Origin of the sequence: Mycobacterium neglectum (genome assembly GCF_002591975.1) — a bacterium.
GTDB classification, from domain to species: Bacteria; Actinomycetota; Actinomycetes; order Mycobacteriales; family Mycobacteriaceae; genus Mycobacterium; species Mycobacterium neglectum.
In genome coordinates this window covers 54,914-76,444 of record NZ_NVQE01000028.1, presented here as the reverse complement: position 1 = coordinate 76,444, position 21,531 = coordinate 54,914, and the positions used below count along the sequence as shown (strand labels likewise).

The 21,531-nt window shown below is 66.2% G+C and carries 21 protein-coding genes; 3 read left to right on the top strand and 18 right to left on the bottom strand.

Translation table 11 applies throughout. The features are described from left to right. Positions 1-109 precede the first annotated feature (109 nt). From CSQ99_RS20670 to lysS, 6 genes are all read right to left on the bottom strand, one after another. On the bottom strand, positions 110-661 hold the full coding sequence (locus CSQ99_RS20670) for a histidine phosphatase family protein (RefSeq protein ID WP_099040878.1): 552 nt from the start codon (positions 659-661) through the stop codon (positions 110-112). Further along, positions 658-1,464 (bottom strand): CbtA family protein, encoded by an 807-nt coding sequence (locus CSQ99_RS20665; protein WP_099040877.1) that lies wholly within the window; start codon positions 1,462-1,464, stop codon positions 658-660. The genes CSQ99_RS20670 and CSQ99_RS20665 overlap by 4 nt, the downstream gene beginning before the upstream one ends. A 1-nt stretch (position 1,465) precedes the next feature. Beyond that, the gene (locus tag CSQ99_RS20660; protein ID WP_099040876.1) at positions 1,466-1,690 is read right to left on the bottom strand and encodes a CbtB domain-containing protein; all 225 of its coding nucleotides are present in this window, start codon (positions 1,688-1,690) and stop codon (positions 1,466-1,468) included. Between the two features lie 215 nt (positions 1,691-1,905). Further along, positions 1,906-4,452, bottom strand: a complete 2,547-nt coding sequence (gene clpC1 / locus CSQ99_RS20655; RefSeq protein WP_099040875.1) for an ATP-dependent protease ATP-binding subunit ClpC — start codon at positions 4,450-4,452, stop codon at positions 1,906-1,908. Positions 4,453-4,706: 254 nt separating this feature from the next. Beyond that, complete coding sequence (gene lsr2, locus CSQ99_RS20650) at positions 4,707-5,048, bottom strand: histone-like nucleoid-structuring protein Lsr2 (protein WP_099040874.1); 342 nt, start codon at positions 5,046-5,048, stop codon at positions 4,707-4,709. 130 nt (positions 5,049-5,178) lie between these two features. Further along, positions 5,179-6,717, bottom strand: a complete 1,539-nt coding sequence (gene lysS, locus CSQ99_RS20645; RefSeq protein WP_099040873.1) for a lysine--tRNA ligase — start codon at positions 6,715-6,717, stop codon at positions 5,179-5,181. A gap of 23 nt (positions 6,718-6,740) precedes the next feature. Between lysS and CSQ99_RS20640 the strand changes: the two genes are divergently transcribed. Next, positions 6,741-7,976, top strand: a complete 1,236-nt coding sequence (locus tag CSQ99_RS20640) for an alanine racemase (RefSeq protein WP_099040872.1) — start codon at positions 6,741-6,743, stop codon at positions 7,974-7,976. A 7-nt stretch (positions 7,977-7,983) separates the two neighbouring features. Here CSQ99_RS20640 and CSQ99_RS20635 read toward each other — a convergent pair whose 3' ends face one another. The 11 genes from CSQ99_RS20635 to ftsH all read right to left on the bottom strand — a co-directional run bounded on the left by CSQ99_RS20635 (position 7,984) and on the right by ftsH (position 17,512). Continuing rightward, entirely contained in the window at positions 7,984-8,799 is an 816-nt protein-coding gene (locus CSQ99_RS20635) for a type III pantothenate kinase (protein ID WP_099040871.1), read from the bottom strand. A gap of 4 nt (positions 8,800-8,803) precedes the next feature. Further along, the gene (gene panD, locus CSQ99_RS20630; protein WP_099040870.1) at positions 8,804-9,211 is read right to left on the bottom strand and encodes an aspartate 1-decarboxylase; all 408 of its coding nucleotides are present in this window, start codon (positions 9,209-9,211) and stop codon (positions 8,804-8,806) included. Beyond that, a complete protein-coding gene (gene panC, locus CSQ99_RS20625; protein WP_425437844.1) occupies positions 9,212-10,147 on the bottom strand; it encodes a pantoate--beta-alanine ligase in 936 nt (311 codons plus the stop codon). It lies immediately after the preceding gene. Then, positions 10,144-11,064, bottom strand: a complete 921-nt coding sequence (locus tag CSQ99_RS20620; protein WP_099040869.1) for a Rossmann-like and DUF2520 domain-containing protein — start codon at positions 11,062-11,064, stop codon at positions 10,144-10,146. The genes panC and CSQ99_RS20620 overlap by 4 nt, the downstream gene beginning before the upstream one ends. Before the next feature lie 90 nt (positions 11,065-11,154). Then, positions 11,155-12,321 carry a DUF6779 domain-containing protein gene (locus CSQ99_RS20615; RefSeq protein ID WP_176561121.1) on the bottom strand — a complete coding sequence of 389 codons (1,167 nt, stop codon included), beginning with the start codon at positions 12,319-12,321 and terminating at the stop codon, positions 11,155-11,157. Between the two features lie 76 nt (positions 12,322-12,397). After that, the gene (locus CSQ99_RS20610) at positions 12,398-12,874 is read right to left on the bottom strand and encodes a DUF3180 domain-containing protein (RefSeq protein ID WP_099040867.1); all 477 of its coding nucleotides are present in this window, start codon (positions 12,872-12,874) and stop codon (positions 12,398-12,400) included. After that, positions 12,874-13,386, bottom strand: a complete 513-nt coding sequence (folK, locus tag CSQ99_RS20605) for a 2-amino-4-hydroxy-6-hydroxymethyldihydropteridine diphosphokinase (RefSeq protein WP_099040866.1) — start codon at positions 13,384-13,386, stop codon at positions 12,874-12,876. Before folK ends, CSQ99_RS20610 begins: the two co-directional genes overlap by 1 nt. After that, the gene (gene folB, locus CSQ99_RS20600; protein ID WP_099040865.1) at positions 13,383-13,763 is read right to left on the bottom strand and encodes a dihydroneopterin aldolase; all 381 of its coding nucleotides are present in this window, start codon (positions 13,761-13,763) and stop codon (positions 13,383-13,385) included. The genes folK and folB overlap by 4 nt, the downstream gene beginning before the upstream one ends. Before the next feature lie 2 nt (positions 13,764-13,765). Further along, the gene (gene folP, locus CSQ99_RS20595) at positions 13,766-14,584 is read right to left on the bottom strand and encodes a dihydropteroate synthase (RefSeq protein ID WP_176561120.1); all 819 of its coding nucleotides are present in this window, start codon (positions 14,582-14,584) and stop codon (positions 13,766-13,768) included. Next, the gene (gene folE / locus CSQ99_RS20590) at positions 14,581-15,189 is read right to left on the bottom strand and encodes a GTP cyclohydrolase I FolE (RefSeq protein WP_099040864.1); all 609 of its coding nucleotides are present in this window, start codon (positions 15,187-15,189) and stop codon (positions 14,581-14,583) included. The genes folP and folE overlap by 4 nt, the downstream gene beginning before the upstream one ends. A 28-nt stretch (positions 15,190-15,217) precedes the next feature. Further along, positions 15,218-17,512 carry an ATP-dependent zinc metalloprotease FtsH gene (gene ftsH, locus CSQ99_RS20585; RefSeq protein WP_099040863.1) on the bottom strand — a complete coding sequence of 765 codons (2,295 nt, stop codon included), beginning with the start codon at positions 17,510-17,512 and terminating at the stop codon, positions 15,218-15,220. 81 nt (positions 17,513-17,593) lie between these two features. Here ftsH and CSQ99_RS20580 point away from each other — a divergent pair, with 81 nt between their 5' ends. Then, positions 17,594-18,508: an alpha/beta fold hydrolase gene (locus CSQ99_RS20580; protein ID WP_099040862.1), complete on the top strand. Its 915-nt coding sequence runs from the start codon at positions 17,594-17,596 to the stop codon at positions 18,506-18,508. A gap of 31 nt (positions 18,509-18,539) precedes the next feature. After that, complete coding sequence (locus CSQ99_RS20575; protein ID WP_176561119.1) at positions 18,540-19,295, top strand: SIMPL domain-containing protein; 756 nt, start codon at positions 18,540-18,542, stop codon at positions 19,293-19,295. A 15-nt stretch (positions 19,296-19,310) separates the two neighbouring features. On the opposite strand, the gene CSQ99_RS20570 is transcribed toward CSQ99_RS20575, so the two are convergent. Beyond that, positions 19,311-21,530, bottom strand: coding sequence for a molybdopterin-dependent oxidoreductase (locus tag CSQ99_RS20570; RefSeq protein WP_099040860.1), 2,220 nt, complete (start codon positions 21,528-21,530; stop codon positions 19,311-19,313). Position 21,531: the final 1 nt, after the last annotated feature.

Below are 21,531 nucleotides of genomic sequence, written 5' to 3'. Positions count from 1 at the left end.
CCCGACGTCCCGCCCTACCGCGGACCCACCGGCGAACGCACCCAATGGCGACGATGGTATGTCCCCTTCCAACCCCAACCACCCAACCCCAACTAGGCCACCGAGGCTGCTAGTTGTTCGATCGCAGTGTCCAGGCGTGGCCACGGAAGTGCATGACCGTCCGGCTCACCGGCGCAATGTCGATGCGCCAGAACGACTTCGGTGGTGCATCAAGGGCAATGAGGATGACCGCGCGGATCACGGCCGGATGGGTGACCGCGACCAAGCGGGCACGGTCGGCGGTCAGCGAGTCCATCCATCCGCGCACCCGCACGATCAGATCGACGACGGACTCTCCCCCGTGTGGTGCGCGCGTCGGGTCCGTCAGCCAGATCGCCAGATCCGCCGATTCCACCCTGCCGAGGACATCGCCGCGCCAGCGGCCGCAGTCCAGATCCGCAAGCCGAGTATCGGTTTCCGCATGCAGGCCAAGCAATTCCGCGGTCTGCCTCGTCCGCTTCTCGGGTCCACAGTAGGCCTGCTCGGTGACGCCGAGTTCTATCGAGGAGTCGACCTGGCGGTGGCCGACCGAGTTCAATGGCTCGTCGGTGGGAAACCGTCCGGCTGCCATCGCATCGGTCATCGCATGCGATACGAGAGTCAGCCGGACGACCTCACTCACGCAGTCAGCTGCTCCTGCCGTCTGCTCTCGCCGAGCAGCTTCGCGGCCATCGCGCCGAAGACCAATCCGAGCGTCGCGTAGATGACCAGCTGATTCCCCAGAGAGAACAACCGGAAATCGTAGAGGAGGTCGGCAGGGAAGCCTTCATAGACGATGTTGCCCGCGTCATCGAGCAGTGGTCCGGGCGTCTCGTCGATGGTCGGCAGCACGAGCATCAAGATGGCGGTCGCCACGATGTACGCACCTGCACCCGCCAGCGTCGCATTCCACGCGCCGAGCTTCTCGGTCAGGCGTCGGCCCAGGTACACCGCAGCGACGAATAGGGCCGCAGACAACACCACCATCAACAAATACAGCAGGGTGCGCTGACGGATCGTCTCGTCGAGGCTGAGCGCGGGCGGGCTCGGCGGGTACTTCAACGCAGGCACGATGAACAGGCTGACCAGCATGCCGCCGGCCACATAAAGCGACGTCAGCCGCGCTGAGATGTCGCCGATACGCCCGTATGCGACCGCGAACACGACGGCGAACAGCGCGCCGATGGCGATGCTGAAGAGCAACACGCCAAGGCCCATTCCGATGTTCATCTGGACGGCGCGCGTGAATCCCTCGAATCCGCCGTCGGCGCCATGGTGATGTCCTTCGGCGGCACCCGAGAGGGCCTCGCGGGCCGCGCCGATGCCGTCCTCGTAGCCGATGGCCTTGTCGATGACCGGCTCCAGGAAGATCCGGGAGAAGATGAATGAGAGCACACCCGCAGCGGCGCCGGCCAGCAGGCCACGCCAAATGATCTGCTTTTCCATATCAGTGGCAGGGGAAGCCGAGTAGATGCCTGGCGTCGTGCACGAATTCGTGGATGACGGTGTTGTTGCCCAACACCGACGTGGCGCCCTGGTCCATCCCGATGAAGTAGATGACCAACAGTGCGAAGAATGCGGTGAGCGTCAGCCAGACCGCCGCCTTGGTGGCGGAGAAGTCGATCGGCGTCGCCGGAGACAAGGAGGTCTTGCGGGCCTCTGGAGATGTCATTGTCAGGTCCTTCCCAGGATTTCGCGTCCCAGCTTCAGGTGTTGACGACGGACGTCGGGTCTGACTTCACAGTGGCGCGACCGTTCTGGATTATGACCAGATTCCTTCGCCCGTCGATTACATCAGCATCCTAAGCAAAGGGTCCAGCGTTCGCGTGATGAGGACATACAAAGACCCCGAAACCGTGATGGTTTCGGGGTCCTTGTGTCGTTGAGTTATTCGGCGGTGGCGCTTGCCGCGCCTGCGGCACCGGCCTGAGCCAGGTCCGGCTCCTCCACCTTGGCCGGCTTTTTGCTGCCGACAAAGGTGAAGACCGCGTCCTCGCCCGCCCCTTCGCCGTCCCAGTTGTCCACGTCGACCGTGACGAGCTGGCCGGGACCGACCTCTTCGAAGAGGATCTTCTCCGACAGCTGGTCCTCGATCTCGCGCTGGATGGTCCGGCGCAGCGGCCGCGCACCCAGCACGGGATCGAATCCGCGCTTGGCCAGCAGGCTCTTTGCCTTGTCCGACAACTCCATGGCCATGTCCTTGCCCTTGAGCTGCTTCTCCACCCGGCCGATCATCAGGTCGACCATCTGGATGATCTCTTCGCGAGTCAACTGGTGGAAGACGATGATGTCGTCGATGCGGTTGAGGAACTCCGGGCGGAAGTGCTTCTTCAGCTCGTCGTTGACCTTCTGCTTCATCCGCTCGTAGTTGTTCTCACCGCCACCCTGGGTGAAGCCAAGCCCGACCGCCTTGCTGATGTCGGACGTGCCGAGGTTCGAGGTGAAGATCAGCACCGTGTTCTTGAAGTCCACCGTGCGACCCTGACCGTCGGTGAGACGACCGTCCTCGAGGACCTGCAGGAGGCTGTTGTAGATCTCCTGGTGGGCCTTCTCGATCTCGTCGAACAGCACGACGCTGAACGGCTTGCGGCGCACCTTCTCGGTGAGCTGGCCGCCCTCCTCGTAGCCGACGTAGCCCGGAGGGGCACCAAACAGCCGCGACGCGGTGAACCGGTCGTGGAACTCACCCATGTCGATCTGGATGAGCGCGTCGTCGTCGCCGAACAGGAAGTTGGCCAGCGCCTTGGACAGCTCCGTCTTACCGACACCGGACGGGCCGGCGAAGATGAACGAGCCGGACGGCCGCTTGGGATCCTTCAGGCCGGCGCGGGTACGCCGGATCGCCTTCGAAACCGCCTTGACGGCGTCCTCCTGGCCGATGATCCGCTTGTGGATCTCGTCCTCCATGCGCAGCAGCCGGGTAGTCTCCTCCTCGGTCAGCTTGAACACCGGGATACCCGTCCAATTGCCGAGCACCTCGGCGATCTGCTCATCGTCGACCTCGGCGACCACATCCAGATCGCCTGAGCGCCACTGCTTCTCACGCTCGGCGCGCTGAGCTACCAGTTGCTTTTCCTTGTCGCGCAGGCTTGCCGCCTTCTCGAAATCCTGCGCATCGATCGCGGATTCCTTCTCGCGGCGCGCGTCGGCGATCTTCTCGTCGAACTCGCGAAGGTCCGGCGGAGCGGTCATCCGGCGGATACGCATCCTGGCGCCGGCCTCGTCGATCAGGTCGATCGCCTTGTCCGGCAGGAACCGGTCGTTGATGTAGCGGTCGGCCAGCGTGGCCGCGGCCACGATCGCAGGATCGGTGATCGAGACGCGGTGGTGCGCCTCGTATCGATCGCGCAGCCCCTTGAGGATCTCGATGGTGTGCTCGACGGTCGGCTCGCCGACCTGCACCGGCTGGAACCGGCGCTCCAGGGCGGCGTCCTTCTCGATGTACTTGCGGTACTCGTCGAGCGTGGTGGCGCCGATGGTCTGCAGTTCGCCTCGCGCCAGTTTGGGCTTGAGGATCGACGCCGCATCGATAGCACCTTCGGCGGCGCCCGCACCAACGAGCGTGTGCAGCTCGTCGATGAACAGGATGATGTCGCCGCGGGTGTTGATCTCCTTGAGCACCTTCTTGAGGCGCTCCTCGAAGTCACCGCGGTAGCGGCTGCCGGCCACCAGCGAACCCAGGTCAAGCGTGTACAGCTGCTTGTCCTTCAGCGTCTCGGGGACCTCACCGTGCACGATCGCCTGGGCCAGGCCCTCGACGACGGCCGTCTTACCGACGCCGGGTTCACCGATCAGCACCGGGTTGTTCTTGGTGCGCCGGCTCAGCACCTGCATGACCCGCTCGATTTCCTTCTCGCGGCCGATGACCGGATCGAGCTTGCCTTCCATCGCGGCGGCGGTGAGGTTGCGGCCGAACTGGTCCAGCACCAGCGACGTCGACGGATTGCCCGCCTCGCCGCCGCGGCCGCCGGTACCGGCTTCCGCCGTCTCCTTGCCCTGATATCCGCTCAGCAGCTGGATCACCTGCTGACGCACGCGCGTCAGCTCAGCGCCAAGCTTCACGAGCACCTGAGCGGCCACGCCTTCGCCCTCGCGGATCAGGCCGAGCAGAATGTGCTCGGTGCCGATGTAGTTGTGGCCGAGCTGCAGCGCCTCGCGCAGCGACAGTTCCAGCACCTTCTTGGCGCGAGGGGTGAACGGAATGTGACCGGACGGCGCCTGCTGGCCCTGACCGATGATCTCCTCGACCTGGCTGCGCACGCCTTCGAGCGAAATGCCCAGCGACTCCAGTGACTTGGCGGCTACGCCTTCACCCTCATGAATGAGCCCAAGAAGGATGTGCTCGGTTCCGATGTAATTGTGGTTGAGCATCCGGGCCTCTTCTTGGGCCAGGACGACGACCCTGCGGGCACGGTCGGTGAATCTCTCGAACATCGGTGGTTACCTGCTCTCCATCAATAGACTCGGCGCTTTGCACTTGAATAAGTGCACCGCACCTGCCGTCCACTCTAGTGGGCGACGGCCCTGGGTGCCCCGCCTCCCGGTCCGCTCTAAGCGGACAGCGGTGTTAACAGACCACGCGGAGGGTGTACCCAGGTGCTTATGCGTGTCAACGCCTGAGCGATGAGATTGTTTCCGAGGATCGCTCGTCGAAGGTTCGCGGCGAGCGAACGCGTGGCGCAGGCCGATTACGTCGCGGCGTGGAATGCGTCGATGACGTCTGCCGGAATCCGCCCGCGAGTGGACACATTGTGTCCGTTGCGGCGGGCCCAGTCCCGGATGGCGGCACTCTGTTCGCGGTCGATGGCGGCCCTGCCGCGCCCCGACCCTGCCGACCGCCCGCGGCGACGACCGCCGACCCGGCGTCCGGCGTCGACCCATTGCTTGAGGTCGCTGCGCAGCTTGGACGCATTCTTCGAAGAAAGGTCAATCTCGTAGCTGACCCCGTCGAGCCCGAATTCGACTGTCTCATCGGCTCCGCCTTCGCCGTCGAAATCATCGACCAGCGTGACGGTCACTTTCTTCGCCATTAGCCCACACAGCCCTTCTCGGAAGCACGTTGCTGATTAGATAAGTTTCGATCCCCCGCACTAATGTGCCATATTAAGACACACCATTCAACAAGATCGCAAAGATCGCAAATCCGGCAGTTCGGCCAGATCACATGCCATGCCGTCGGACTATCGGGAACAAAACCGTCTCCCGAATCGACAGTCCGGTCAAAGCCATCAACAATCTATCGATACCCATTCCGGTCCCTGTCGAGGGCGGCATCGCATACTCCAGGGCGGCCAGGAAATCCTCATCAAGAGCCATTGCCTCGTCGTCGCCTGCGGCCGCTGCGCGCGCTTGGGCCGCAAACCTTTCACGCTGGATAACGGGATCGATGAGTTCGGAGTAGCCGGTCGCGAGCTCGACGCGCCGCACGTAGAGGTCCCATTTTTCGGTGACCCCCTCGATGCTGCGATGTGCGCGAGTCAACGGAGTTGTCTCAACAGGAAAATCCCTGACGAAGGTGGGTGCCCACAGAGTGTTTCCGACGGTGTGCTCCCACAGCTCCTCGATCAATTTCCCGTGCCCGTAACCACGGTCGCGGGGAATCTCCACTTCCAGCCGGTCGGCGATCGCCCATAAATATTCGGCCGAAGTATCCGGGGTGATCTCTTCTCCGAGTGCTTCCGACAGCGATGAATACATTTGTATGGTCTGCCATTCGCCATCGAGATCGTAGACAGTGCCATCCGGTAATGGCACCTGCCTGGTGCCGATCGCCTCGTCGGCGACCTCCTGAATTATCTCCCGGGTGACGATGGCGGAATCGTCATACGTTCCGTAGGCCTGATATGTCTCGAGCATCGCGAATTCCGGTGAATGCGTCCAATCGGCGCCTTCATTTCGGAACACGCGATTCAACTCGAAGACGCGCTCGAATCCGCCGACGAGGCAACGCTTTAGGAAAAGTTCCGGGGCGATTCGGAGGTATAGATCGGCGTCCAGCGCATTGGAGTGGGTCACGAACGGGCGGGCGGCCGCCCCCCCGGCCAATGTCTGCAGCATTGGCGTCTCGACCTCCAGAAACCCCCGTCGTTCGAGCGCCGACCGCACGGCGCGGACCACGGCTACGCGCTGGCGCGCGATGATCCGAGCCTCCGGACGCACGATCAGATCGACGTAGCGCTGCCGGACCCGGGACTCTTCACTCATCTCTTTGTGGGCGACCGGAAGAGGGCGCAGCGCCTTGGAAACAATTTGCCAAGAATCCGCAAGAACAGATAGTTCTCCGCGCCGCGAACTGATCACTTCACCGTGCACGAAAACGATGTCACCGAGGTCGACGTCGGACTTCCACGATTCCAGCGATTCCTGACCGACCCGGTCCAGGCTGATCATTACCTGCAGTTGCGTGCCGTCACCCTCCTGCAATGAGGCGAAACACAGCTTTCCGGAATTGCGGGCGAACATGACGCGGCCCGCGATACCGACGATGAGCCCGGTCTCGGCATTCGCCTCGAGATCAGGGTAGGTCTGGCGTATCTCGGCCAGCGTGTGCGTGCGGGCGACCTCGACCGGGTACGGCTCGCGCCCTTCGGCCAGCAGACGTTCCCGTTTTCCCTGGCGAATCCGGTACTGCTCAGGGATGTCGGTCTCCGATGTCGCGACCGGGGCCGCTCCGGTGTCAGGCGAATCAGGTGTCGTCACGACGTGCCAGCTTAAATGAACTCATGACGGCCCCGATCAACGCAGCGGCGGTAGCCGCGCTGGCGGCCGAGCCGCTGGACTGGCGGTTCAAGGGTTTACCTGCGTCGTGGTGGGGCCGCACACCCGCCGATGTGTGCGCCGAGTCACCCCGCCTGCTCGCTGGTGGCGCCGTCGGACCGGTATGTGTACTGCTCGCAGACGCGCTCGCGGCAAACCTCGCGACAATGGCGCAATGGTGCGACGAGCGCGGCGTCGAACTGGCGCCACACGGCAAGACGCATATGTCCCCTCAGCTGTTGGCTCGCCAGTTCGACGCGGGCGCGTGCGCGGTCACAGCCGCCACGATCAGCCAGGTCCGCATCTTCCGAGCATTCGGTGTCGGCGATGTCGTGCTGGCCAATGAGCTGGTCGACGGGGCCGCACTGCGCTGGCTCGCCGCCGAACTCGACGCGCATCCGGACTTCACCCTGGTGTGCTGGGTCGACTCGGTGCGCGGAGTCGAGCTGATGGCGTCGACGTTGGCCGAAGCAGGCGCGGTCCGGCCGGTGGACGTGTGCGTCGAGGTCGGCATGGCGGGGGGCCGCACGGGTTGCCGCGACGCGCAGACCGTCGACGACGTCGCCCGGGCAGTCGTCGCCTCCCCGTGGCTGCGACTGATCGGCGTGGCCGGCTACGAAGCCGCGCTCGGACATGACGTGGCCCCCGATGCCGTGGCCCTCGTCCGTTCTTATCTGGCCGACGTCCGCGCCGCGGTACTGCGGTTGGCGCCGATCTTCGAAACCGACCGCATCATCGTGACGGCAGGCGGCAGCACATACTTCGACACGGTCGCCGAGGGGCTCACCGGATGGCCCGCGGATATGTCCGTGCGCACGATCCTGCGCAGCGGGTGCTATCTGACGCACGACGACGGCCTCTACGGCCGCACCTCGCCGCTGCGCGACGGCCAGCTTCGGCCGGCACTGCGGGTGTGGTCGCAAGTCGTGTCACGCCCCGAGCCGGACCTGGCGGTGCTGACGATGGGCCGCCGCGACGTGTCCTTCGACCAGGACCTGCCGACCCCGTATGGCCTCGCGAGCGCGCACGTGGTCAAGCTCAACGATCAGCACGCGTACCTACGGCTCGGCGACGACCGGGTGGAGGTCGGCGACTGGCTGGAATTCGGAATCAGCCATCCGTGCACGGTCTTCGACAAGTGGCCGATGATCCCGGTGCTCGACGACGGCCGCGTCGTCGAGCTGATCCGGACGTTCTTCTGAGCGGCGGTCAGCGGGCCTGCTTGAGCCTGCCGCGCTGGCTGTCGCGATTGCGTTCGAACACCAATCGCAGACCGTCGAGGGTCAGGTGCTGGTCGTAGTGGTCCACGGTGCGCAGATCCGGCAGCACCAGCGGCGCTCCGTGCCCGGTGGCGACCACGGTGATGTCATCGCCGCCGAATCCGTCGACATCCGCCCGGATCCGGCTCACCAATCCGTCCACCAGACCCGCGAATCCGAAAACCGCGCCGGCCTGCATGCATTCCACCGTGTTCTTGCCGATGACCGACCGCGGCCGGGTCAGCTCGACGCGGCGCAGCGCCGCCGAGCGTTCCGCCGCCGCGTCGGACGACACCTGCACACCGGGCGCAATAGCGCCGCCGAGGAACTCACCCTTGGCCGAGACCACGTCGACGCAGATCGACGAGCCGAAGTCGACCACGATCGCAGCGGTGCCGTACTTGTGAAAGGCCGCCAGGCAATTGACGATACGGTCGGCGCCGACCTCCTTGGGATTGTCCACGAGCAGCGGAACGCCGGTGCGCACACCCGGTTCGATGAGCACGTGCGGCACCGACGGCCAGTACTGCTCGAGCATCAGGCGCACCTCATGAAGCACCGAAGGCACCGTAGACAGCCCGGCGGCACCCGTCAGCTGCTCGGCGTCGTCCCCGATGAGACCGTCGATCGTCAGCGCCAACTCGTCTGCGGTGACCTCCGATTCGGTGCGAATCCGCCAGTGGTGTACTACTTTTGCGTGGTCGCCCGAGCCAGACACCAGTCCGACGACGGTGTGGGTGTTGCGAACGTCGATAGTGAGCAGCACAGTCTTACCGCGGTGACATCAGTTCGGCCGCATCAGCAGGCACATGAGCGGGGTCGTGTCCGAGATCGATCTGCTTGTTGTCGTTGTCGACGAACACGACTCGTGGCTGATACCTGCGCGCCTCGGCATCCTCCATCAAGGCATACGCGATCAGGATCACCAGGTCGCCCGGGTGCACCAGATGGGCTGCTGCGCCGTTGATCCCGATCACGCCGCTGCCCCGTTCACCGGTGATCGCATAGGTCACCAGACGCGCGCCGTTGTCGATGTCCACGATCGTGACCTGCTCACCCTCGAGCAGGTCGGCCGCGTCCATCAGGTCAGCGTCGATCGTCACCGAGCCGACGTAGTGCAGATCGGCCTGGGTCACCGTGGCACGATGAATCTTCGATTTCAGCATCGTCCGCAACATTCAGTTCCTCCAAGGTAATTCGTGTTCGTCATACTCGACATGCGGACCCGCACCAGACGGCATGCCGATATCGATCGCGATGTTGTCCAGGAGCCGGGTTTGTCCGAGCCGACCGGCGACCAGCATGCGGGCCATGCCCACCGATGGCGCCGGGCCCAGCATCGGGTCGCGCACCTCCAGGTAGTCCAGGTCGATGGCAGGCACCTCGTCGAGCACAGCGCGGGCCGCATCAAGCGCAGCCGCCGAACCCTCTCCGGCTCCATACATCCCGGCGAGCAGCGCAGCCGACAAAGCGCCCGCCTGTTCGCGTTCGACCTCGTTGAGGTAGCGGTTGCGCGACGACATCGCCAGGCCGTCCGGTTCACGCACGATGGGGACACCGACGACCTGCGTGCCGACGTCGAGATCGGCGACCATCTGCCGGATCAGCGTCAGCTGCTGGTAATCCTTCTCCCCGAAGAACGCCCGATCCGGGCCGACGATGTTCAGCAGTTTGAGCACAACCGTCAATACACCGGCGAAATGCGTTGGCCGCGCGGAACCTTCGAGTTCGGATCCGAGCGGGCCGGGGTGGACTGAGGTGCGCATGCCGTCGGGATACATGTCCGCTGCCGTCGGGGTGAACGCGATCTCGATACGTTCCTCGCGTATGGCGGCGAGGTCGTCGTCGAGTGTGCGCGGGTATGCGGCGAGGTCCTCGTGCGCGCCGAACTGCAACGGGTTCACGAAAATGGACACCACCACGACCGCGCCCTGGACTTTCTTGGCCGAACGGATCAGCGTGAGATGACCATCGTGCAGAGCACCCATGGTCGGCACCAGCATCACCCTGCGACCGGTCGCACGGAGCGCCCTGGTGACATCCGAGACGTCCCGCGGTGCGGAGTAGACGTTCAGTTCGCCGGCGTTGAACTTGGGCTTCGGCGCGGTGATCATCGGTGCGTCCCCAGCACCGCGAACACTTCATCGGGGGCGTGTGCACGCTGTGCCGTGCGCAGGGAATTGGCCCGATATGCCTGGGCGAGTTGCGGATCCAGTTCCATCAGCGCCTCCAGGTGACCTGCAACCGCATCGGCGTCGCCGCGGGCGACCGGTCCTGTCAGCGCAGCCTGGCCGCGCACCAACGCATTCTCCAGCGATGCGCGCGCCAGCGGACCGATGACCCGCTCGGCAAGGCCGCCGGGTGCATTGCCGATGATCTCCTGCCCCAGCAACTCCTGGCCCCACAGCGCTGAGCGCAGCGCCTCGACCGCGTCGAGCACCACGGTGACAAGGTGATTGCTCGCATGCGCCAGCGCCGCGTGATACAGGGTTCGCGCGTCTTCGCGGATGCGGAACGGTTCGCCGCCGATCTCCAACACCAGCGACTGCGCGATCGCGTATCCGACTTCGTCGGCCGCCGTCACCCCGAAGCACGCCTCTGGAAGGCGTGCGATGTCCTCGTCGGCCCCGGTAAAAGTCATCGCGGGGTGAATCGCCAGCGGAATGCAATCCTGTTCGGTCAATGGTGCCAGCACACCGATGCCGTTGGCCCCCGACGTGTGCGCGACGATCGTGCCCGGGCGTACCGCCCCGGTGGCCGCCAGTCCGGAGATCAGCCCCGGCAGTGCTGCGTCAGGAACGGCCAGGAGAAGCAGTTCGGCGCGGGCGGCAACCTCGTCCACCGGCAACACCGCCGTGTCGGGCAGCCTGCGCTGCGCCCGCTCACGCGACGCGGCCGATATGGCACTGCAGGCTACGACGACATGCTCGGCGCGCTCCAATGCGGCGCCGAGCGCACTACCCACCCGACCAGCGGAGATGATGCCGATCGTGAGCCGCGCCGGGCGGAATCCGTCAGAGGGGGTCCCCATCGAAACCACGAAGTCGACCTCGCTGAATGTTGAATGTTTCTTTCGTTCCGGTCCCGCAATGCGGGTACCGGACGGTCAACGAAGCCTAGCTCACTCGTCCCGGCGCCGGCGGCGACCGCCACCGGACGGGGCGGCCTGGAGTCGGGCCAGCAGGTCGGCCACCGACTGTCCACCGGTCTCCGCGTCGTCGGGACTGCGATGTCGTCGCGATACGGCCGGTTGTTCGGGCGGCTCCGGCTCCTCATGAGGCGGTGGTTGAGCAGATTCGGTGGCCAAGGTGGGCGGCGCGGGAGGCCTGCCGGGATCGACGGCCTCGGGGGACGCCGAATGCCTGCCTCGCCGGGGCAACTCCGGCGGCGGAGTCGGCTCGGGCGGGGCAGCCGGCGCCTCCCAGTTGCTATCGGGCGCCCCCGCCGGAATCCATCGCCCCTCGGCAGGCGCCGGCTGCCACTCAGGCTGGGGGGCGGGCTCGGGCGGCTCCTGCAGTCTCGGGGGCTGTTGTGCCGGCGGCCAAGTGAATTGCGTGGTGCGCTCGTTCTCGTTGGGCGGCGGGACCGGTGGCGGCGGCGCCGGTGGCGGCGGCGCCTCCGCAGCCCTACGGTGCGCGCCTCCCGCATTGACGGGCGGCACCCATTCGTGCTCCGGCGGATGCGGTTCCTCCGGCACGTCGATGATCGGGCTCTCATCGGTGTGGAAGTCGGTGTCGTCGCGGTCCTCGGTGTCGATGCGGCTGGCCGTGACCCGACCGGCGGTCTCGGGGGTGGGCGCCCAGTTGTCGTAAGGCGGCGCACCGGCCCGGTCGGTTTCCAGCGCGGGGCGGTGTGACAGGTCCGCGTCGAACAGGATCTCCAGGTTGGCCCGCAGCGCGGCCAGTTCCGCCCGCAGGCCCGCTACTTCGTCGGCCGCCTGGGCACGCAGTTCCGAAACGAGCTCGCGGCGCAGTTGTGTCTCCACCGACAGCTCGTACTCCCGGCGCGCGGAGATCTCACGATCCAGCTGTAGGTCGTAGACGAGCTTGAGGTCGCGGACCTTGGCCTGATCCATATCGCTCTGCCTGCGATAAATGACCGACACGAACGCCGCGACCACCGCGGCCCAGAGCGCCAGGATGACGGCGAGTTTCAGCAACTCCACCCGGTCGGTGAACACGAGCGCCGAACTGGAGCCGATGGCGAGCACCAGCAACACCGTCAACAGCACCCAACCGGGTCGACGCACGCTGCGCCGAGTGCGCGCGCTGCGGGCCGGTTCAGTCATGGGGCGACAATACCCGCCACAGGTCACCTAGCGTGTCGACCTCTTCGGCGATTCGGCGCACATGCGTGGAAACCAGTTACTCCGTTGCGCCGTCAGGGTTGTCGGGCGGCTCCTGCGGAGACTTGCAGCAATGCTGTAGCCACAGAGCGGCGGCAACCAACGCGAGGGCACATGCGGCGGCCAGCAGCGCGCCGGCCGTATCCTCGCCCGCGACTCGCAAAGTCGCGCGCCGCGGTAACAGGTATGCCAGCACGCCGACCCACCAGCCGAGCACCACCGCACCGACCCATGCCGAGGCCTTGGCGATCGACACGGATCTGGCCACGGCGAGCGGATGCAGCCAGCCAGGACCGTCGCCGATGCGACCATCGTTGATCTTGCCCCTCACGTAGACGGCCCAGCCCGCCTCCGCCATCGCGACCACCAGCAACGACACTCCGGACAGCAGGGTGATCGGCGGGAAGAAGCGATACAACGTGAGCACGAGGAGGTACGCCGCCACGGCGGCAACGACGGTCGCGGCGGTCAGATCACGCTTGCGTGTCGGACCCATCAGCTCAGCGCCGCGTCGGTCAATCGCACCCCGTCGCGATCGGCGGGGTCGAGTCCGGCGAGCAACGCCTCGACGGACCGACGCTCGCCGGCAACGGTCAGCGTGGCGGCGGGGTCAACGGCAAGCCACGGCACGAGGACGAACGCGCGCTCATGCGCCAGCGGATGGGGCAACGTCAGTTCCTCGTCAGTGGACGTCACCTCACGTCCACCCGAGCTGCACATCACGATGTCGACGTCGAGGGTGCGGGGTCCCCAGCGCTCGTCGCGCACACGCTCGGCGGCCTGTTCCAGTTCCTGCGCGCGACGCAGCCACCCGCGGCCGTCGAGTGCGGGATCGGCTGCAAGCACCACTGCGTTGAGGAACGCAGCTTGTTCGACGCCGCCCCACGGATCGGTTTCATACACCGGCGAGACGGCGCTGACCGAACCGCCGAGGCCGTCGACGACAGACTGCAAGCGCGCCAGCCTGTCGCCGAGGTTCGAACCGATCGACAGCACCACTTGAGTCACGGGTTGCCCCGTCCGCCGCGCCGCGACCGACGTGCCACCACAGCCACATCGGCGAAGGTCAGCGGGATCGGCGCGGCAGGTTTGTGCACAACCACCTCGACGGCGTTCACCCGCTCGTCGCACATGATGTCGTCGGCGATCTCTCCTGCCACCGTCTCGATCAGATTGCGCGGCGGACCCGCCACAACGTCGGCGGCCCGCTGAGCCAGCCGGCCGTAGTCGAGGGTGTCGGCCAGATCGTCACTTGCCGCCGCGGCCGCCAGGTCGACCCAGACGGTGATGTCGACAACGAAGTCCTGGCCATCGCGGCGCTCGTGGTCGAAAACACCGTGGTGACCTCGAATAGTCAACCCGCGCAACTCGATTCGATCAGCCATGCTTAGCCATTCCAAGCCTCGAGTACTTTCAGCGCGTCCACCGATGCCTGCACGTCGTGCACCCGCACACCCCACGCGCCGTGTAGTCCGGCGAGCGCGGAAATCACCGCCGTCGCGGCTTCCCTGCCGTCGGGCGGACGCGGTTCGCCGTCCCGACCCGCCAACAGCGTGCCGAGGAAGCGCTTGCGAGACGCGCCGACCAACACCGGCACTCCGGTGGCGACGAACTCCGGGAGCGCCCGCAGGATCGCCCAATTGTGTTCTGCGGTCTTGGCGAAACCCAGTCCGGGGTCGATGATCACGTTCACCGGATCCACCCCGGCCGCCACCGCCGCGTCGACACTTGCCATGAGTTCGTCGCGAACATCGGCCACCACGTCACCGTAGGGGGGCACGTCATGCGGTTGCGCAGCTCCGACGGAACGCCAATGCATGAGCACCCACGGAACCTTCGCGTCGGCGAGCAACGGAGCCATGTCCGGGTCGGCCCGGCCGCCGGACACGTCGTTGACTATCCGAGCGCCGTTCTCGAGCGCAGCTCGCGCCACTGCGGCATGCATGGTGTCAATGCTGACCGTAAGACCCTGTCCAGCAAGGTCTTTGACCACTGGTACCACTCGCGATGTTTCGACCTCCGGGTGGATACGCGTGGCGCCGGGTCGCGTCGATTCGCCTCCGACATCGACGATCGCGGCACCTTCGGCGGCCAGCGCCAGCCCGTGGGCGACGGCGCGATCACGGTCGAGAAAGAGTCCACCGTCGGAGAAGGAGTCGGCGGTGACGTTCACCACCCCCATGACCTGCACCCGTGGTGGATTCACTTCCGCAGGATGAGATCCAGAGCTTCGGACCTGGACGCGCTGTCGGTCTTGAACTGCCCGCGCACCGCCGACGTCGTCGTGATGGCACCGGGCTTGCGAACACCTCGCATCGCCATGCAGAGATGTTCGGCCTCGACGACGACGATGGCCCCGCGCGGATTCAGCTTGCGCATCAGCGCATCGGCGATCTGTGCGGTCAGCCGTTCCTGCACCTGCGGCCGCTTGGCGTATAGGTCCACCAGCCGAGCGATTTTCGACAGCCCGGTGACCCGGCCGTCCTCGCCGGGGATGTAGCCGACGTGCGCCACCCCGTGGAACGACACCAGGTGGTGTTCGCAGGTGGAGTACATCGGTATCTGCTTGACGATCACCAATTCGTCGTGCTGTTCGTCAAAGGTGGTGTTCAGCACCGTGTCCGGGTCGGTGTACAGACCGGCGAACAACTCCTTGTAGGCGCGCGCCACCCGGGCCGGGGTGTCTTCGAGGCCGTGGCGGTCAGGGTCTTCCCCCACCGCGATCAGCAACTCGCGCACCGCCGCCTCCGCGCGCGGCTGGTCGAACTGTCCGGGTTCGAATTTGACAGAGTTGTTCTGCGACTGCGTCATTGAAGCCTCCTGTGGCCCTGCAAGCCTGTCAGCCGTGCGGGTTCTGCCGACCGTTCTCCTGCCCCGATTCGTCATTCGGGTTCGGTTGTCCACCCTGAGGACCCTGAGGTGCGTGGCCGGGCTGCGGGTAGGGCTGATACGGGGGGTAGGGCTGTTGCCAGTTGGGCGGCGGATACCAGTAACCCTGTGGCTGCGGGTGCTGCTGGTTGGGCTGCTCTTGGTTCGGCTGCGGGGGCCAGCCGGGAGCGTGCCAGCCGGCGGGAGCGCCGTAGTCCGGCTGCGTGGCGGCTCCGGTTCCGTTGGTGCCGTTACCGTTTGCGCCATTCTTACCCGCCTCGGCGACCTTGGTGGCCTCCGCAATGGCGGTCTTGAAGGCGGGTTCGGGCACCGGCTTGGGCCAGGGCTCTCCGCGCTCGATCGCCAACTCGCCCGGCGTCTTGATCGGCGGCTTGTCCGACGGGACGCGGCCACCGAAATCGTCGAACATGGTCAGCCGCGGGCGCTTCTTGACGTCCTCGAAGATCGCCTTCAGCTCGGCGCGGTGCAGCGTCTCCTTCTCCAGCAGCTCGCCTGCAAGGATGTCGAGCACGTCGCGATACTCGGTGAGGATCTCCCACGCCTCGGTGTGCGCGGCCTCGATCAGCTTGCGCACTTCGTCGTCGATGATCTGCGCGACCTCGTGGCTGTAGTCAGCCTGGGTGCCCATGGTCCGACCCAGGAAAGGGTCGCCGTGCTCGGTGCCGTACCGCACCGCACCGAGTTTGGAGCTCATGCCGTACTCGGTGACCATCGCGCGGGCGATCTTGGTGGCCTGCTCGATGTCGGACACCGCGCCGGTGGTCGGCTCGCGGAACACCAACTCCTCGGCAGCGCGCCCGCCCATCGCGAACACCAGTCGGGCGACCATCTCCGAGCGGGTCATCAGGCCCTTGTCGTCCTCGGGCACCGCGACCGCATGGCCGCCGGTGCGGCCGCGGGCGAGGATCGTCACCTTGTAGATCGGCTCGATGTCGGGCATGGCCCATGCCGCGAGAGTGTGTCCGCCTTCGTGGTAGGCGGTGATCTTCTTCTCGTGCTCGCTGATGATGCGGCCCTTGCGCCGCGGCCCGCCGACGACGCGGTCGACGGCTTCCTCCAGCGCCAGAGCGGTGATGACGGTGCCGTTTTCGCGAGCGGTAAGCAGCGCCGCCTCGTTGATGACGTTGGCCAGGTCGGCGCCGGACATGCCGACGGTCCGCTTGGCCAGGCCGTCGAGGTCGGCGTCGCCCGCCATCGGCTTGCCCTGCGAGTGCACCTTGAGCACGGCCTTACGGCCCGCGAGGTCAGGACTGGACACCGGGATCTGGCGGTCGAAGCGACCTGGACGCAGCAGCGCCGGGTCCAGGATGTCGGGCCGGTTGGTCGCGGCGATGAGGATGACGCCCGCACGCTCGCCGAAGCCGTCCATCTCGACGAGCAGCTGGTTCAGCGTCTGTTCGCGTTCGTCGTGGCCGCCGCCCATGCCGGCGCCGCGCTGACGACCGACGGCGTCGATCTCGTCGACGAAGATGATGCACGGGCTGTTCTGCTTGGCCTGCTCGAACATGTCGCGCACTCGGGATGCGCCGACGCCGACGAACATCTCGACGAAGTCCGAACCTGAAATCGTGAAGAACGGAACCCCGGCCTCACCCGCCACCGCGCGGGCCAGCAGCGTCTTACCGGTGCCGGGCGGGCCGTACAGCAGCACGCCCTTGGGGATCTTGGCGCCGAGCGCCTGATACCGCGTCGGGTTCTGCAGGAAGTCCTTGATCTCGTAGAGCTCCTCGACGGCCTCATCGACACCGGCAACGTCGGCGAACGTGGTCTTCGGCATGTCCTTGGACAGCTGCTTGGCCTTCGATTTACCGAAGCCGAAGCCCATCCGCCCACCGCTCTGCATGCGGGAGAACATCACGAACAGGCCGACGAGCAGCAGCAGCGGCAGCAGGTAGATGAGCAACGAGCCCAACATGCTGCCCTGGTTCACGACGGTGTTGATCTTGGCGTTCTTCGCGCTCAACGCGTCGAACAGCTGCACTCCGTACCCGGTGGGGTACTTCGTGATGATCTTGTCGCTGTTCTCGGTGTCGCCGTTGCCGCTCTTCAGCTCGAGCCGAAGCTGCTGCTCACGGTCGTCGATCTGCGCACTCTTGACATTGTCGCTGCTGATCTGGGACATCGCGACAGAGGTATCGACGGGTTTGAAGGCGCGCGTGTCGTCACCGAAGTAGTAGAACGACCAACCCAGCAACAGCACCACCGCAACCACGGTGAGCGTGCGGATTACATTTTTCCGATTCATCGAATGTCCGTCGCGACTTCCTCTATGCGCAGTCAGAAACCTCAAGGCTACCGCTAGACCAACGAACTAAGGTTCCCGCCGGTGTGCTTGGCTGACGTCGTGCACACCTCGGCCGAACGGATCGTCGAGACGAACGGGGTGGCGCTTCGGGTCATCGAAGCCGGAGAACGCGGTGCGCCCCTGCTCGTGCTGGCCCACGGATTCCCTGAACTGGCGTATTCGTGGCGCCACCAGATCCCGGTTCTCGCGGCGGCCGGCTATCACGTGCTCGTCCCCGATCAGCGCGGGTACGGCGGCTCCAGCCGCCCCGACGCCGTCGAGGACTACGACATTCATGCGCTGAGCGCCGATCTTGTCGCCCTGCTGGATGAGGTCGGCGCCCAGCGGGCGGTGTTCATCGGCCACGACTGGGGCGCCATGGTCGTTTGGCATACCGCGCTGCTGCACCCCGACCGGGTGCGGGCGGTGGCCGGACTCAGCGTGCCACCCATTCCCCGGGCGCGCTCCCGCCCGACCGAACGCTGGCGGGAGAAGTTCGGCGATGACTTCTACATGCTTCGTTTCCAGGAGCCCGGACTCGCCGACGCCGAGATGGCAGCCGATGTGGCCGTCACGATGCGCGGAATGTTCGCCGGGCTGCTCGCGGGTGACGCGCCGCTGCCCGACTGGATCAGCCGCGACGAGTTCGACCATTACGTCGCCGAGTTCGGCAGGACCGGGTTCACCGGCGCGCTGAACTGGTACCGCAACTACGACCGCAACTGGGAATCGACGCCGCAACTGGCCGGCGCACAGACCACTGCGCCCGCACTGTTCGTCGGAGGTACGGCCGACCCCGTCGGCCCGACGATGAATCCCGCCCGCGCGCGTGAGGTCGTCGCGGGGCCCTACACCGAGGAGTGGATCGACGGTGCGGGGCATTGGATCCAGCAGGAGCGGCCCGAAGAGGTCAACCGAATCCTGTTGGCATTTCTGCGCGACGTGGAGCAACCATAGGTACGTCGAGCCTGACGGTATGGTGCCTCTCATGCCGATCGCCGCGCGAGCGAAGTTGCCCGCCCGTTTGCTCGTCCTCGCCGCCGCGGGACTGGTTGCGACAGTGTCGGGTTGCGACGCGACGTCGGGTCCGACGGCGGCCGCCCCGACCGCGAACTCCGACGTCCGCCAGGTCACCGTCGTGGGTTCCGGTGAAGTCAAGGGCACTCCGGACACGTTGAACGTCAACGCATCGATCGAGTTCACCGCCCCCGATGTCACCGGCGCCATGAACCAGGTCAGCGACCGTCAGCTCGGGGTGGTCAACGCGCTGGTGGAAGCGGGCGTCGATCGCAAGGACATCAGCACGACGGAGGTGAGCCTGCAGCCGCAGTTCGCGCCGACGACCGACAGCACCGCCATCGTCGGCTACCGGGCGAGCAATTCGATCGACGTGAAGATCCGCCAGCTCGACGCAGCATCGCAGGCGCTGGCCCTCATCGTCAGCACCGGCGGCAATGCGACCCGGATCAATAACGTGAACTATTCGATCGAAGACGACTCGCAACTCGTCCGTGACGCGCGCAGCCGCGCCTTCAACGACGCCAAGGACCGTGCCGAGCAGTACGCGCAACTGTCCGGTCTCTCGCTCGGCAACGTGATTTCGATTTCCGAGGTCGCCGGCACTGCGCCACCAGTCCCGATGCAGCGCGGCGGCGCGGAGATGGCGATGGCCGCTCCGGTACCGGTCGAACCGGGCCAGCAGTCCGTCGGGTTCAGCGTGACGGTGATCTGGGAGCTCGACTAGTCCGCGGCGGCTCACCTATCCCGCAGGAGCGATGTCGACCGGGATCCCATTCAGCACAGCGGTACCCGACAGCGGGTCGAGCTGATTGCCTGCGTTGAGCTGATTGACGTTCACCCCGGGATGGCGCGACGCGACCTGCTGGCCGGTGCCGCAGCGGTCATGACCCCATCCGTGTGGCAACGACACGACGCCGCGCCGCATACCGTCGGTGATCTCGATCGGAGCCAGCACTTCACCACCGGGACCCTTCACGACCGCGGTGTCGGTCAGGCCGAGTTCGGCGGCATCGTCGGGATGGATCCGCAACGTGCACCGGTTGGAGCCGCCGGCAAGAGCGGGCACGTTGTGCATCCAGCTGTTGTTTGAACGCAGATGCCGTCGCCCGATCAGCACGAAACGATCGGCGCGCTTCTCGAGTGCCTCCCGAAGCCTCGCCACTTCCTTGATGAGCGACGGCGGCGCGAGTTCGATTCTCTCCGTTGGCGTCCGGAGCACCTCGGACAGGCGCGGCCGCAGCGGACCCAGGTCGACACCGTGCGGGGCGCGGATGAGTCGCTGCAGCGTCAGACCATCCGGTTTGGCACCGAACGCGTCACCGTAGGCGCCGAGCCGCAGCATCATGTCGAGGCGGCGCTCGTATCCCGGACCGGGCGCGAGCATCGCGGTCAGTTCGGCGACGGGACGGCCGGCCACCGGTGATGTCGGATCGGCGGTCTCCTTGGTCAATGTCGTCGCGATGACCTGTTCGTCGACGGCGGCGGGGTCGGCATCGGCGCCGGCACCGAACAGCACGAGCGCGATCCGCGACAGGATCTCCGCCTCGTCGGGTCGGCCGTCGGCAGGCAACACCGGCGGCGAATACCTGGCGTTGTTGCGCACCGCGAGGTTGTTGAGCGCGAAGTCGAAGTGGGCGCTCTGGGAGGGCGGCGGTGGCGGCAGGATGACGTCAGCGTGGCGCGTTGTCTCGTTGAGGTAGGGGTCGATGCTCACCATGAATCCCACGCCGTCGAGCGCACGGTCGAGGCGGTCGCCGTCCGGAGCGGACAGCACCGGATTTCCGGCGATCGTGATCATCGCCCTGATCTGGCCGTCACCTGGGGTGTCGATCTCTTCGGCGAGCGCGGCCGCAGGCAACTCGGACAGCGCTTCGGGATGACCCGACACCCGGCTGTGCCAGCGCCCGATCGAAAAGCCGCGACCGGCCTTTGGCGGGCGCGGGGCGGGCGCCGTCGGACCGAGCGGGAACATCGCCCCGCCAGGGCGGTCGAGGTTTCCCGTCAGGACGTTGACGACGTCGACGAGCCAACTGCCCAGTGTTCCGAACTCGACGGTGGACGTGCCGATCCGGCCGTAGACGGCGGCACTCGGAGCGGTGGCGAGTTCGCGGGCCAGCACCCGGATGTCGTCGGCGGCGACTCCGCAGTACGCGGCGACGACGGCAGGCCCGAAATCCGCTGCGACGGCGCGAACGTCGTCGATGCCGTTGACATGGTCGGCCACCGTCCCGAGGTCGATCAGGCCCTCGTCGAAAAGCACATGCACGATGGCGAGCAGCAGTGCGGGGTCGGTGCCGGGACGCGGGGCGATGTGTCGGTCGGCGAGTTCGGCGGTCCGGGTGCGGGCGGGATCGATGACGACGAGCTTGCCGCCACGCTTGCGCAAGGCACGCAGCTTGCCTGGAAAGTCGGCGGCGGTGGCCAGACTGCCGTTGGACACAAGGGGATTCGCGCCGATGACGACGAGGTAGTCGGTGCGGTCGAGGTCGGGCACGGTGAACGCGACCGGGCTCCCGAACATCAGACCGAGCGCAACGTGCTTGGGCATCTGATCCAGCGTGCTCGCACTGAACACCTGGCGGGTGCCGAGCGCACGGATGATCACCGGCGGATACAGCGCACCCGCGACCGTATGCGCGTTGGGGTTGCCGAGGTACACCCCGACGGACGTTCCGCCGTGTTCGCGCACGACCGCACCGAGACCGTCGGCGACGGCAGCGAACGCCTCGTCCCACGTGGCCTCGGTCAGGACGCCGTCCCGTCGCAGGAGTGGCCGCTCCAACCGGTCGGGGTCGTTATCGAGCTCGGCGAAGCTCGCCCCCTTGGGACAGATGAAACCGTGGCTGAACACGTCGTCGCGGTCGCCGCGAGCGCCGGTGAGCCGGCCGTCGTCGATCGTCAGGGTCAGGCCACACGTGGCCTCGCACAAAGGGCAGATCCGAAGGGCTGTTTCGGTCATG